This window comes from Chryseobacterium turcicum (assembly GCF_021010565.1).
Taxonomy (GTDB): domain Bacteria; phylum Bacteroidota; class Bacteroidia; order Flavobacteriales; family Weeksellaceae; genus Chryseobacterium; species Chryseobacterium turcicum.
In genome coordinates, this window is the sequence record NZ_JAJNAY010000002.1 from 1,033,711 (window position 1) to 1,047,528 (window position 13,818).

Genomic DNA, 13,818 nt, shown 5'->3' on the forward strand with positions numbered 1-13,818 from the left:
AATCATGGCGATTTCATTATTGTATTTTTTTTAATTCTTTTTCAACTTCTTCTATGGACGGAAGATAAGATTTGAAATTTTCAGGTAATATTTTTTTGAGCTCGTAAGAAGATATACCCAAAGGTTTATGAAGGTCCGTAAGAGAATATTCTGCAATAATTTCATTTTTGTCTTTGCAAATAATCATCCCCACGGTTGCATTATCACTTTCATCTCTCATTTGTTTGTCGACAGCAGTTACATAAAAATTGAGTTTTCCAGCAAATTCAGGCTCAAAATGCCCAGTTTTCAATTCTATCACAACATATCTTTTCAGTTTGATGTGATAAAAAAGCAAATCGATAAAGAACGATTGATTGCCTACTGATATTTCAACTTGCTTACCTACAAAAGCAAATCCGCTTCCTAGTTCTAATAAAAATTTTGAAATATTTTCAGTTAAAGCATCTTCCAGTTCTCTTTCTTTATAGTTTTCTGTGATATTAATGAAATCAAAAATATAGGGGTCTTTAAGTGTTTCACGAATCAAATCGCTTTCATAATCAGGTAGCGTCTTTGAAAAATTATTGATTGTCTTTCCTTGACTTTCAATTAATTTTCCTGAAATCATATTGAGTAACACGGCTCTGCTCCAACCGTTTTCTATGGTTTTTTTGATATAAAAATCAGCTTCCTCAAGGTTTTTGCATTTAATTAAAATTTCCACATGATGCCTCCATGGAACTAAAAAAAGTTTTTTTTTGAAATCGTCACCAAATTGGTGACGATTTTCATCGTGTTGATTATAAAACAGATAAAACCTTTTACAGTATTTTAAATTGCTTTCAGAAAACCCTTTTATCTCTGGAAATTCTATACGTAAATCTTTACTTAATTGCGAAAAGAAACCTGAGCCATAGCTATTTTCAAAATTTCTTTCCGAGATTTCTTTTCCCAACTCCCAATACATTTCTATCAGAGCAGAATTCACTTGAATTGCCGCTTTGATTTGGCTTTGCTGAATTTTTTGTTTTAAATCTAAAATCCAACTGATGTATTGTTCATTGCTTTTTTCCAGCATTTTTGCTTTATTTTTATGCTTGAACTAAATCTTTATTATAAAATGCACCTTTATTTTGCGTCATTTCCATCGACTGGGTGATAATCAAATGCGCAACTGTGGTAAGGTTTCTTAATTCTGAAAGTTGAGGCGAGAGAATAGAGTAATGATATATTTCATCTACGGCAGCGGCAATCTCGGCATGTTTCTGTAATGCCATTTTTAGCCTGCTGTTGCTTCTTACAATTCCTACCAAATTGCTCATCATTTCCTGAAGTTGTTTTCTCAGGTAAGATACGATGACCATTTCGTCGATAATTTTCATTCCCTCTTCATTCCATTCGGGAACGGCTTTTAAATCATCAAAATTAAAATTATTTCCTTTTAATAATTCTACTGTTTTCATCGCTGCATTATGACCAAAAACCAAACCTTCCAATAAAGAGTTTGAAGCCAACCTATTAGCTCCGTGAAGTCCGGAATTGGTACATTCTCCGACCGCAAATAGATTATTCAGCGAAGATTGTCCGTCTTTATCAACGTCAATTCCGCCCATCAGATAATGACAAGCCGGAACCACCGGAATAAGCTGTATAAAGGGGTCTACCCCTTCATCTTTACATTTTTTATAAATATTTGGAAAATGTTCTAAGAATTTTTCCTGATTCATTTCACGACAGTCGAGACCAACATATTCATCACCTGTAATTTTCATTTCGGCGTCGATAGCTCTTGCAACGATGTCTCTGGAAGCTAATTCTTCTCTTTCATCGTATTTTTGCATAAACTTCTCCCCTCTTTTGGTTCTCAGTTTTGCTCCATCACCACGAACCGCTTCGGAAATTAGAAACAACATCCCATCAAGCTTGCTGTACAAAGCAGTCGGATGAAACTGATAATATTGCATATTGGTCACTTTTCCTTTTGCTCGGGCAACAAATGCAATTCCGTCACCGGTTGCAATGGTAGGGTTTGTGGTATTTTTATAAACATGTCCTGCACCACCTGTGGCAACCAACGTGATTTTTGACGTGATTTTTTTTATTGATTTTGATTTTTCATCTAAAATATAAGCTCCATAGCAATTAATTTCACCTTCATGCAATCCTTTTCCGGGAACATGATGCTGCGTAATGATGTCGATTACATAGTGATGATCCAGTATTTCTATATTTGGACTGTTTTTAACCGTTTGAAGCAAGGCTCTTTCAATCTCAAAACCAGTAATATCTTTGTGATGTACAATTCTGTTTTCGGTGTGACCACCTTCTCTTCCTAAAGCAAACTCGCCGTTTTTCTTATCAAAATTAGCGCCCCATTCTACAATTTCATTAAATCTTGCTGGAGCTTCTCTTACTACCATTTCTACAACATCACGTTTGTTTTCGCCGTCGCCGGCTCTCATGGTGTCTTCGATGTGTTTTTCGAAATTATCATTTTTAGAATCGGTAACCACCGCCAAACCACCTTGAGCGTATTTGGTATTGCTTTCGTCTTCGTCTGATTTTGTTACAATGATTATTTTGGCATCGGGAAGTTGTTCTGAAACTTTTATGGCATAAGATAATCCGGAAATTCCGGAACCAATCACTAATACATCCGCTTTTATCATATTCTTGCTTTAAGACAATCGTCTAAATAATTAAATAAATTTAAACAATTTTTCGTTTGGTTTCCTCACTTTTTTCATGTGTTGAAACTGATCCTCCTCCGACCTGTAGCCTAAAGCCAAAGTAACCGTTACTTTTTCTTTCTCGGGATCTGTACCCAAAATTTCTTCAATTACCTCTTGTTTAAAACCTTCCATCGGACAGGTATCAATATTTTCAATCGCTGCAGCGTACATTAAATTAGCCAAGACAATATAAGATTGTTTTTCTGCCCAGTTTAAAATATCATCATGTTCTTGTCTTCCAAAATGACCTGTAATGCTATTCCTGAATAAATCTAAACTTTCTACAGGCTGATGACGCACTTCGGAGATATGTCTAAAATATCCGTCTAAATAAGTTTCTTCAATATTTTTTTTGGAAATCAAAATAACGAGATGCGAACATGTAGAAATCTGTGAAGGATTGTAGAAAGCTGGTATCAACTTCTCCTTCATTTCTATACTTTCCACTACAAATATTTTATAGGGCTGAAGTCCCAAAGAACTTGCCGCAAGTTTTCCTGACTCAAGAATATTGAGAAGAGTATCCTGCGGAATAATCATTTCGGGATTGAATTTTTTTACAGAATATCTTCTGCTTAAAGCTTCCAAATAATTCATAACAACAAATTTAAGAATTGATGCTGAATAAAGACTGCTTTAAACAAAATATCTATTTGCAAATTTACCACATAAAAAAAAGAATCTGTCTCAATGAAGAGACAGATTCTTTATAAACCTAAATGAGTCAGCTAATTACTGGCCTTTAATTTTGAAATCATCAATTTCCCACGTTGCCGCTGCGGAAGGTGTTGATGTATATTTGAAGGCAATTCTTACATTTTTACCTAAGAATGCTGATAAATCTACATTTCCTGAGTTTACCCAGTCACCAAATGCATTTATATTGGTATCTAATAATGCAGGCAAAGCCACCCAAGTTGTTGTTGCAGGATTTCCAGTATAGTTTTCTGTAGCGTAAACCTGAAGAACATTTCCTCCATATCTTACATCAGTTGTGAAACTTACTGCTGCTTTAGTTTTTCCTACTAAGCTAATTGATTTTGATATTAACCAATCTTCGTTTGCTGGATTATTTAATACTCCATTTACAACAGCGTAATAGTTAGTTCCGTTACCTTGGTTTGAAGTAGCCCAAACCTGAGCTCCAGCAACATTTACCGTTGTCCAATCCGTACTAAAACCTCCTGCTGCAAAATCATCTTTGTACAATACTGGAAGTGGTGTATAAATAGAACCATCGCATCTAGGATTGCTAAATTTAATATCTGTAAGCTGAGGGATCCAAAGCTGATAACTATCATTGAAAACACTTACAACTGCATAAATATCACCTTTACCTCCGGCTACATCAATAGCGCTGGCCGCCTTTATTCCAAAAATAGCCCGTCCACTCGTTCTCAAGGTTACTTTGTTCCCTGAACAATCTTCTAACGTTCTGTTAGATGCCGCTGTTCCATCTGCATATGTTCTTCCTAGATCACTATTTATAAACTGAAGATCTTTAATTTTAATCCATCTTCCTACGTCTGCTTTTGTAAGCTGAGTAATTGTTCTTTCCGTAGGAACAACTGCTCTTGCTAAAGCATTGCTATCAAATAGATATTTATAAATCTCTTCGTCTTTAATTCTGTAAGCAACAGTGCTAGAAGCATCATTAGATCCTAACTGAAGCTCTCCGTTTACATTTCTAATGTATAACCCTTTTAATTTAACATTTAAATCTTTTCCTAGTTTAAATCTTTTTTCGAAGTATAAATCTTCTCTGTTAATATTGATTTTAATACCTCCAGTAGCATCTTCTAAGTAAAGATATTTGAACAAATTTTTTGTAGCGTCATCCGCAATAATTTGAGCTTTAAGATAGAAATCACCTGTAATCTGTACAAGCCCATTTGGCGCTAAATTTCCTGCTAATTGTTTAACATCAGCAACCGTTTTAGCCATTAATCCATCAGGGCTGAAGTTACATGGATTTGCGGTTTTACCATCCACACGTGGGAAGTGATGATCAACACCATCTGCACCCGCACCTTCCATATCAAGATCTGATAGTTTATTGATATACATTTGATAAATAGAATTAAATCTACTCAAAATCCCTACAAACTTTCCTTTACCAGCAGGAACAATTTGATTTGCAAAAGATGCATAACCACTGTTTCTCACAATTGCTGTTGATACATACTTTTGAGTTGCGCTATTCCACCCTTGACCGATTGTTCTATCAACAGTTTCTCCGTTTGGAGCAAAATTGGTACACAAAGCTCTTTCGTCAAATTCTACATCATCAAGTTGTACCAAACACCCTACAAGAGCATCATTTGTTGCGAACTGAGCCATTGTTAAAACTTTAGGTTTAATATTCGCTCTAATATTACAATCTCTGAAAATATGGTTCGGAACTTCTTTTTCCAACATCCTTGTTCCCGCAGGAGTAATTTGACCTAATTGCCTTACACTACCATACGCTGTAACAGCTAGCCCCTTCAGATCAATATATATTTTAGAACCTTGTGGAAATCTCGTATATGTGCTTACCATATCTACGCTTATCGTTAAACCTTCTGTAGGGTTTTCCGGAGCGTCCTGAATATATATCGTTTTATAGACATTTCCAGATTCGTCTGTAGAAGATACATACCCTTCAACATAAGCGTTCTCTGTAATTACTTCATTTAAAGTCTTCAATTTCAAATCATGCAAAGTCCATTTTACATATTTATTTTCAGGCTTTGTATAATAATCAGCAGTTCTACACTGGTAATTCTCAAGATTTGGCTCATCATATTTATCGTCATGCACACAACCTGTAATAGCCAAGACTGTAATAAGCGCAAAAATATAGGATAAAATTAAATTATTTTTTTTCATAATAGTCAATAGTTTAGAATCTTAAATAAACATTAGTAAAGAATGTTCTTCCTCTGTCATACCAAAGTTTTGGACCGAAATAAGGTGTCCCTCTGTTGTTTTCTTCCAGAGCTTGAGGGAAGTTTGCCAATCGTCCTTGCTCAAAACCTCCGGTAACATAGTCTCTATTATTTAAAATATTATTTACAGAAATACTGATTCCCATTCTGTATTTTCCGAATTGGAAAGATTTACCGGCATTAGCATTCAACATAAATTGGTCATCAAATTTCTTCTGTGCAGTCAGTTGCTGGATAAGTTCGGGAGTAACACCATCATATAACACATCGGATGTCCCAGGAATAGTATAAAGAGATGCTGTCTTATTAAGCGCTGAGAAATCAAGATATTGATCCATTAAATAATTTGCAGATGCACCCACCCACCAATATTTAGTTGAATTATATTTTAAACCGAATGAAAATGCTTTTTGTGGGGTTCCGGCAACTTTGTAATCTTTGATATTTGCTTTACCATAGCTTCTGAATCCGACTTGGTCATCAAATGAATATACCTGAGGGGTGTTTGTAAATTTATATTCACCTACACTTGCAACACCGGTTGCGTTTAATGTAGGAGTAATTTTAACATCAAATCCTAATTCAGCACCCATATATCTCTTATCAGCACCACTCATCGCTTCGTTGATTAACGTATTATACGTTCCTGAATTTGTAGAAGATGATGATGCCGCATAATACCTTGAAATTTCTGTTGAATTACTAATTGTTGTATAGTAACCTGATAGTCTTAATTTTAAAACTTGCCCTCTCATGATGTAGCTCAAATCGTTTGAGTTAATCACCTGATTTTTAACTCCAGGAGTTAAATAATCTACCGCTCTCGGGTTGATATACAATTCGTTAAACGTTGGCGCTAAACTAAAGAAAGCCCCGTTGTAAACAATAAAGTTTTTACCATTAATCTTATACGTAATTTTACCTTTAATACCTGCATCCAAAGCATCATAAACAGCACTTTTACCTTTAGAATTATTTGCAAATTCAGCGATTCCACTTCGGTAATCACCATTTCTGTAAGCTTCAGAATATGAAGAGAAAATAGATGCTACAATATTAAATTTGTTGAAATCAACCTCTGTAGAAACGTTTAAAGTATAATGATTTTTATGAAGTTGATAAGAATATTGCGTTCTATCTCCTTCTCTTACTTTATAGTTTTCATCATCAATGTTATAGCGCGCATCGTTATTAAAAGGGTTAAGATTATTAGCATAATTAGCACCTAATAAATCTTTAACTCTTCTAAAGTTATCCGAATTTAAGTTTTGAAAATTAAAATTGATATTCAACTTCCAATTTTCCTTTAATCTTGCATCAAAGTGAGACGCCCAGTTGAACGTTTTATCTTTATTTACATCTTCAACCAAACTATATGAAGCGCCTTTTTCTGATCCATCCATATTGTTAAGGTTCAGACGATTAGTATTATATAAATAGTTCCAATCGATTTGTGATTGTGCTCTGAATTCGTCAGCAGTTAAAAGACCATAACTTGGTAATTTTCTGTAATAAGTAGGATTTGGATCTGCAGCATGGAACCAATCCAGTCTACTTCTTGCATCACTTCCGATTTGATAAGAAACGGTATTTATCCAGTTTGAATTTTTACCAATTTTTAAATAATCAGTAAGCATAAACATTGGTTCAAATACTTTTCTGATTCTCGAGTTTCTCTTTTCACCATCTTGCCATCCCCAATATGAGTTGTAATCTTTACCCATTATGTCATAAACCTCCTGAGTATTTGGCGAGTTTGATGCTCTGTAGGTAGGAGAACCAAAACCAGTAAAGTTAATAGAGTGTCGCTCACTGAATTTTTTCTCAACTGAAGCAAAATAAGCGTAAGCATCCTGGTAAACACCATCGATAATTGCATTATCACCCCATCGTCTGCTTCCTGAGAATGTAAACGCCCAACCACTTTTGCTCATTCCTGAAGAATAAGTTGCCATTGCTCTGTGCAAATAACTTCTATTGGTAAATGAATAGGCCAAAGATGTTTGTTTTCTGTAAGAAGAAGCTCTTGTATTATAATAAGCAACCCCTCCCAAATTACCAAAAGCATATTCTGAAGGTGTAATATTATCTACATTTTCGTAAGGATATCTCGTGACATCATTCAGCCCTCCCCAATTGTTGAAGTCGATTCTTCCGTCATCATTTTTAGACATCGAAACACCGTTGAACATTACATCTTCAAAACGGTTATCTACCCCTCTTGGCCTAAACCAATAAGCTCCCAATTCAAAAGCAGAAACATTTTGAAATGCATCTCTACCTGAACTCAAAAGCCCCACAGTAGGCTGCATTGAAGAACCACCATCTTCGGTATCGCTTGCAGAATCATCAATCACAACAACTCCGGCATCTGTTCCCAAACTATTATTTAGTACAATAACACCTAAGTCTTTTCTCTTCTCATCAGCAGTTACATCAAACTTTAGAATCTTAGACTCAAAATTTGGTTTTGTAACGGTAATAAGATAGTGTCCTGGCTTTAAATCTACAAACTGGAAGTAACCGATTTTATCAGCAGTTACATCATCAACAGATTGTTCTAGATCAACCTCTGCTCTTTCTACCGGCTTACCATCCTGACCTTTAACATATGCAAAAACAGTAGTTTGCGCAAAGTAATAGGATGCAGGTAATAGTGTAAACAAAGAGATTAGGGATAGTTTTTTAATCATAATAAACTTATTTTTTTCACCTTCTTTATTTAAGGGGCAACAAATTTAGGATTATTTTCAATAACTAAAACACTTTCAGCATTTCATTCTATTAATTATTGTTAACAAACACCAATTGTCCTAAAAAAAACAAGCTTTAGAGTTGAAATTCAAAAAAGAGTTGTTACGACAATTTAACATATAGATGTATTAAAAATTTGTAATTTTAGCCCCTCAATTTTTTGAATTTTTTAAAAACATGAAAAAATATTTTATCATTTTTGCGGTATTGTGTTTTAATTTTGGTTTTTCTCAACAAAAACAAGTTAAAAGAGCAGCTGTAGCTTTCCTGAATGTAGAAAACCTCTGGGATACCATTGCATCTGCAGACTATATTGACGGAACCCTTCCTTTTTCTAATCCCAAATTTCACAGAAGCGTACCTATTGATTCTCTAAAATTTTTAGAAACTACAGAAGACTACAAAGGAGAATGGAGCAATGAGCTTTTGGTAGGAAAAAAAGTAATTCGTCATCAGATTTTAGCAACAGATTTTACGGCAAACAGCCCAAAAAGATGGGGAACTAAATATTACAACCAAAAACTAGCTAACGAAGCAAAAGTAATTTCAGAGCTTGGAAGACAATATACTAATGACAACCCTGCAATTTGCGGTTTAATCGAAGTAGAAAACAGACAAGTAATTGAAGACCTTATTAAGCAACCAGCGTTAGCGAAAAGCAATTATGGTATCGTGCATTACAATTCGTATGATGCGAGAGGAATTGACATTGCAATCATTTATCAGAAAAACAGATTTGTCGTTCAAAATTCTTATACTAAAGAAATAAAAGTCTACAACGAAGACGGAAGAAGACAATACACCAGAGATGTTTTGGTTGCGATAGGGCTTTTAGATGGTGAAAAAATTGCCGTTTTTATGAATCACTGGCCTTCAAGAAGTGGTGGTGAAGCAGCTTCACAACCAAGAAGAAACGCTGCAGCAGCTGTTTTGAAAGCTGAAATGGATAAATTATCTGTAGAATATCCAGGCATCAAACTAATTTCAATGGGAGATTACAATGATGACCCAGTAAGCCCAAGTTTGAAAAAACATTTAGGAGCAGTAGAAAACCCTTCAGACTTATCTGATAAAACTCCTTATTATAATTTAATGTACAAATTATATAAAGCAGGAGTTGCCTCTTTAGCCTATAGAGATGCCCCCAACTTATTTGACCAGATTATAGTCTCTAAAAACCTTTATTCTCCAGAGAAACTTACTCCTACTTATTCTATTTTCAAGGCAGAAATTTACGCTCCTTCTTATTTAGTAAATAAAGAAGGACAGTGGAAAGGCTACCCACTCCGTTCTTGGGACGGCGACCGATTTACTGGCGGTTACAGCGACCACTTCCCTGCGGTATCAATTCTCCAGAAAGAACATATCAAAAAATAAAATTAGGCACTCTATTTGGAGTGCTTTTTTTGTATAAATCATTCATTATGAAATCGCCATGACTAATATTTAAATACAAACAACAAATAAAAAACAATAAACACCTGCATATGAAAAATTTAATTACCATATCACTTTTAATTCTCATTCCCTTACAATCATTTGCACAAGTCAATCCTAAAAACGAAAAGGAAGATTCCGCAATGAAACCTTCAAAAAATGAAGATGGAGAATGGGATTTAATCGTAATCGACACTCAGTTTGATTACTTTATGAATGCCATCGCAAGACCAATGAATCAATATACTGAAGCCAATTTAAAAAGCCGAAATAGAATTTTAGTCAACGAATGGAATTCTTATTTTATGTCTGGGAAATATCGACATATTATTGAATCATCCATAGATTATGACCCAAGAGAACAGTACGGAATTAAGTTTGAGTATAAACTATATCAGGTTTTCGTATATGTAAATTGGAAATACAAACTGAGAATGAATGGACTCGGAGCAAGTGATATATTCAGATAACAAAAAAAGGTTCAGAAAATTTCTGAACCTTTTATATTTACAATAATCTAAAGATTATTTGTTGAATAATTCTTCAACTTTATCCCAGTTTACTACATCGAAGAACGCAGACACATAATCAGGTCTTCTGTTTTGGTAGTTCAAATAATAAGCATGCTCCCAAACATCCAATCCTAAAACCGGAGTTCCTTTTGAATCAGCAACCGGCATTAATGGGTTGTCTTGATTTGGAGTAGACGTTACAGAAACAGAACCATCTTCATTTTTTACCAACCAAGCCCATCCTGAACCAAATCTTGTTTTAGCTGCCTCAGAAAAATCATTTTTGAATTTTTTAAGACCACCATAATTTTCGATAGCAGCTTTTACGCTTCCTACAGGCTCTTTGCTTCCACCTGGAGTTAAAATTTCCCAGAAAAGAGAGTGATTGAAGTGACCTCCACCGTTATTTCTTACTGCTGGTTTTTCAACAGCTGTTCTGCAGATTTCTTCAATAGTCAATCCTTCAAGGTCTGTTCCCTCGATTGCTTTATTTAAGTTATCAACATATGCTTGGTGATGTTTTGAATGGTGGATTTCCATTGTTTTTGCATCAATTGTTGGCTCTAAAGCTTCGTAAGCATATCCTAATTTTGGTAATTCAAATGACATAAGTTTATTTTTAATGTTATGATTCAAAGTTAGCCAATATTCAAGCCATTATCAAAAATTGAAGATTACTTTAATAAATCTTTAACATTGATAATAACAAAAAGGTAGTTATTTATTAAAATTACTTTAAGCAGACCCATCATCGACAAGTTTGGCGAGAAAGCAATTATTTACTATCAAAAATGTAAAAATAGTGGCGATAAAAATTGTATTCCACGATTTATGCGCTTTCGTAAGATAGATAATGAATGGATTAAAAGAAGCTAACAAAAAAAGCAGTCAAAATTTTGACTGCTTTTATATTTTATAGGTAAATACCTTATTATCTGTTCATCGACATCAAAAACTCTTCGTTATTACGAGTTCCTCTGATATTTTTGCTTACAAATTCCATTGCCTCGATAGGATTCATCTCTGAAAGATACTTTCTGAAAATCCACATTCTCTGCGAAGTTACTTCATCAAGTAATAAATCATCTCTTCTTGTGCTTGAAGAAATTAAATCAATTGCAGGATAAATTCTTCTGTTGGCAATTTTTCTGTCTAATTGGAGCTCCATGTTTCCGGTACCTTTGAATTCTTCAAAAATAACTTCATCCATTTTAGAACCTGTATCAATTAAAGCGGTTGCCACAATCGTTAGCGACCCTCCGTTTTCAATTTTTCTTGCAGCTCCGAAGAATCTTTTTGGCTTGTGTAGAGCATTTGCATCAACACCACCAGAAAGAACTTTTCCAGACGCAGGAGTTACGGTATTATAAGCTCTTGCCAATCTTGTAATTGAATCTAAAAGAATCACTACGTCATGACCACATTCTACCATTCTTTGAGCTTTTGCTAAAACTAAATTAGCAACTTTCACATGTTTATCTGCCGCTTCATCAAATGTAGAAGCAATTACCTCTGCATTTACACTTCTTTCCATATCGGTAACTTCTTCAGGACGTTCGTCTATTAAAAGTACCATCATATAAACTTCTGGGTGGTTGGCAGCGATAGAATTGGCAATATCTTTCAACAACATCGTCTTACCGGTTTTTGGCTGAGCAACAATCATCGCTCTCTGCCCTTTTCCGATGGGTGCAAATAAATCGACGATTCTTGTTGACATCGTAGAGTTATCTCCAGACAAGTTAAATTTCTCTTCTGGAAATAATGGCGTAAGATATTCAAAAGCAACTCTATCTTTAATAAATGCTAAATCACGACCGTTTACCTCAGTAGGCTTTAGTAATGAAAAATATTTTTCACCTTCTTTTGGAAGTCTTACAATTCCTCTTACGGTATCACCCGTTTTTAATCCAAAATTTCTAATCTGTGCGGTCGAAACATACACGTCATCTGGTGAAGAAATATAAGAGAAATCTGATGAACGTAAAAATCCGTAGTTATCTGGTAAAATTTCTAAAACCCCTTCAATACTAACCATACCATCGAAGCTGAACTCTTTTTTCGGCTCATGCTGCTCCTCATGTCTCTCAGAATGATGCTGTTGCTGCCTATTCTGATTTTGATTCGGGTTTTGGTTTTGATTAGGATTTTGGTTCGGATTATTTTGATTCCGGTTTTGAGAATTTCCACTATTTTGCTGTGGATGGTTTTGACCTTTTTGATTTTGCTGTGGCTGACCTTGTTGTGGTCTTTTAGGTCTTTCTTCTTTAGCTGGTGCTGGTGCACTTGGCTGAGAATCTATATTTAAAGGAAGTTCTATAGTTCCTTGCACTTCAATTTCACTATTCGTTGCAGGAGGTAAAACTCTTTTTCTTTTTTGTCTGTTGTTAGGAGACGCTGTTTTTTCTTCTGGAGTATTTTTCGGAGCTTCAGCTTTCGCCTCTTCCGCAGGAATTTCTTCTGCTTTGGCTTCTACTTTGGTAGCTTCCGGTATTTCGATAACTTCCGGTGCTTTTACAGGCGGAGTTTCTTTTGGCTCCGCTGCTGTTTCCACTTTAGGTTTTACAGTTTTCTTGGGAGCAGCTTTTTTAGGAGCTGGTTTTGTTACTACCTTCTCCGCCGGCTGTTCTTCTGTAACAGCAGTCGGTGTTTCTGAGGTATTGAAGTAATCTTTTGTAACTTTAGGGTTGGAAGCCTGAAAATCTAGAATAGCAAAAATCTTATCATTATCATTGCTGGTTCTTGCAACCTTAACGCCCAAATCTTTTAAGATTTTAGTCAATTCCGTTACAGATTTTGACCTTAACGTTTCTATGTTAAACATATATAAAGTAAAATGTAATTAGTTGTGAGTAAGAAAAGTAAGTCGGGTGACTTTTGTTTTCAAGTACATTGTATGTTGCAAATCTACACTTATTTTTGAATTGTGCAAAATTTATGTTATTTTTGCTGCTGAATTTAAAATTCTATGTTACAAAGAATACAGACTATTTGGATTTTGCTCTCGGTTTTGGCCGCAGCTTTTCTATATATTACAGGGCAGGATGTAGATGTTTTCGGAAAAACTCCGATTGTAAGCATTGCATCAATTGTTTTAGTTTTTGTAGGAGCATTGAGTTTGTTCAGTTTTAAAAACAGAAAAAGACAAATCTTGCTGAATAACATCAGCATTATTATAAACGTTTTGTTGATTGGTGTATTGGTGTACTGGGTACAAAACTTATCCGGAGGAATAGATTTTCCTGAGAAGGGTATTGAGCCGGTTTTCCCATTAATTGCGGTAATATGTTTGTTTTTGGCAAATATTTTTATCAAAAAAGATGAGAGGCTCGTAAAATCTGTAGACAGACTGCGATAACCTAACAATGATTTTTTTTGAGTAAGAACAGCTTCTTTTTAGAGGCTGTTTTTTTTTTTGCTTGTTCCCACAAATTTCACAGATTTTCACAGATGATTGAAGTGAGAATAAAC

General features: G+C 34.8%; 10 protein-coding genes. 3 read left to right on the forward strand and 7 right to left on the reverse strand.

Features of this window, described 5'->3' with window-relative positions:
- Positions 1 to 16 precede the first annotated feature (16 nt).
- The 5 genes from LO744_RS19490 to LO744_RS19510 all read right to left on the reverse strand — a co-directional run bounded on the left by LO744_RS19490 (position 17) and on the right by LO744_RS19510 (position 8,337).
- On the reverse strand, positions 17 to 1,060 hold the full coding sequence (locus LO744_RS19490) for a PDDEXK nuclease domain-containing protein (RefSeq protein ID WP_230672415.1): 1,044 nt from the start codon (positions 1,058 to 1,060) through the stop codon (positions 17 to 19).
- A 13-nt stretch (positions 1,061 to 1,073) separates the two neighbouring features.
- The gene (nadB, locus tag LO744_RS19495) at positions 1,074 to 2,651 is read right to left on the reverse strand and encodes an L-aspartate oxidase (protein ID WP_230672417.1); all 1,578 of its coding nucleotides are present in this window, start codon (positions 2,649 to 2,651) and stop codon (positions 1,074 to 1,076) included.
- A 30-nt stretch (positions 2,652 to 2,681) separates the two neighbouring features.
- Complete coding sequence (locus tag LO744_RS19500) at positions 2,682 to 3,311, reverse strand: NAD(P)H-dependent oxidoreductase (protein WP_230672419.1); 630 nt, start codon at positions 3,309 to 3,311, stop codon at positions 2,682 to 2,684.
- A gap of 135 nt (positions 3,312 to 3,446) precedes the next feature.
- Positions 3,447 to 5,585 (reverse strand): DUF5689 domain-containing protein, encoded by a 2,139-nt coding sequence (locus tag LO744_RS19505; RefSeq protein ID WP_230672421.1) that lies wholly within the window; start codon positions 5,583 to 5,585, stop codon positions 3,447 to 3,449.
- A 13-nt stretch (positions 5,586 to 5,598) separates the two neighbouring features.
- Positions 5,599 to 8,337 carry a carboxypeptidase regulatory-like domain-containing protein gene (locus tag LO744_RS19510; RefSeq protein ID WP_230672422.1) on the reverse strand — a complete coding sequence of 913 codons (2,739 nt, stop codon included), beginning with the start codon at positions 8,335 to 8,337 and terminating at the stop codon, positions 5,599 to 5,601.
- A gap of 238 nt (positions 8,338 to 8,575) precedes the next feature.
- On the opposite strand from LO744_RS19510, the gene LO744_RS19515 reads away from it, so the two are divergent.
- Both LO744_RS19515 and LO744_RS19520 read left to right on the forward strand, forming a co-directional pair.
- Positions 8,576 to 9,775, forward strand: a complete 1,200-nt coding sequence (locus tag LO744_RS19515) for an endonuclease/exonuclease/phosphatase family protein (RefSeq protein ID WP_230672424.1) — start codon at positions 8,576 to 8,578, stop codon at positions 9,773 to 9,775.
- 110 nt (positions 9,776 to 9,885) lie between these two features.
- Positions 9,886 to 10,305, forward strand: coding sequence for a DUF6146 family protein (locus LO744_RS19520; RefSeq protein ID WP_230672427.1), 420 nt, complete (start codon positions 9,886 to 9,888; stop codon positions 10,303 to 10,305).
- A 54-nt stretch (positions 10,306 to 10,359) separates the two neighbouring features.
- On the opposite strand, the gene LO744_RS19525 is transcribed toward LO744_RS19520, so the two are convergent.
- Positions 10,360 to 10,956 (reverse strand): superoxide dismutase, encoded by a 597-nt coding sequence (locus tag LO744_RS19525; protein WP_230672429.1) that lies wholly within the window; start codon positions 10,954 to 10,956, stop codon positions 10,360 to 10,362.
- 322 nt (positions 10,957 to 11,278) lie between these two features.
- A complete protein-coding gene (rho, locus tag LO744_RS19530) occupies positions 11,279 to 13,171 on the reverse strand; it encodes a transcription termination factor Rho (protein ID WP_230672430.1) in 1,893 nt (630 codons plus the stop codon).
- A 144-nt stretch (positions 13,172 to 13,315) separates the two neighbouring features.
- On the opposite strand from rho, the gene LO744_RS19535 reads away from it, so the two are divergent.
- Positions 13,316 to 13,705, forward strand: coding sequence for a DUF4293 family protein (locus LO744_RS19535; RefSeq protein WP_230672432.1), 390 nt, complete (start codon positions 13,316 to 13,318; stop codon positions 13,703 to 13,705).
- Positions 13,706 to 13,818: the final 113 nt, after the last annotated feature.